This is a genomic window from Corynebacterium sp. HMSC034B08 (genome assembly GCF_001835805.1).
In the GTDB taxonomy this organism is placed as follows: domain Bacteria; phylum Actinomycetota; class Actinomycetes; order Mycobacteriales; family Mycobacteriaceae; genus Corynebacterium; species Corynebacterium coyleae.
Map to the genome: position 1 here is coordinate 1 of NZ_KV825886.1, position 430 is coordinate 430.

Here is a 430-nt window from a genome sequence, read left to right on the forward strand (position 1 = left end):
AACACGCCACTCTCAAAAAGTCAGGCCGATTCAGAATTGCGAAATTGGCATCTGGTTGACGGTGTGGATCATCTTGCTGATTCGATGCAGGGCAACAAATCGAATCAACACTTGTACTTGTACTCCGATTTGCAAGGCAGAGGTATTCGGAGGTGGTTCGACTTGCACACCGAATCAGCCGCAGGCCGGGCGATTCAGGCTTTGGATGTGCTTCTCCGAACTCGTCTTCCTCTCACCAATAGAATCCAACTGCTTGGAAGTGCACTAGACGGTATTGCACATTCGATGTATCCGCGGGAAGAAACCGAGGACAACTATGTCGGATTCAGAACAGACTGCGAGAGGTTGCGCAAAGCGATTCGACCCATTGTCGGAAGAAAGGAGTTTCCTAACTGGCCTGAGCGTATGGCAGACGCGTACAACGGGTTGC

At 50.9% G+C, this 430-nt stretch carries 1 protein-coding gene; it reads left to right on the forward strand.

The window, feature by feature from the left end; translation table 11 throughout:
- Positions 1-162: 162 nt before the first annotated feature.
- Positions 163-430: hypothetical protein (locus tag HMPREF2656_RS13225; protein WP_210400931.1), on the forward strand; the 268-nt coding region annotated here is incomplete at its 3' end.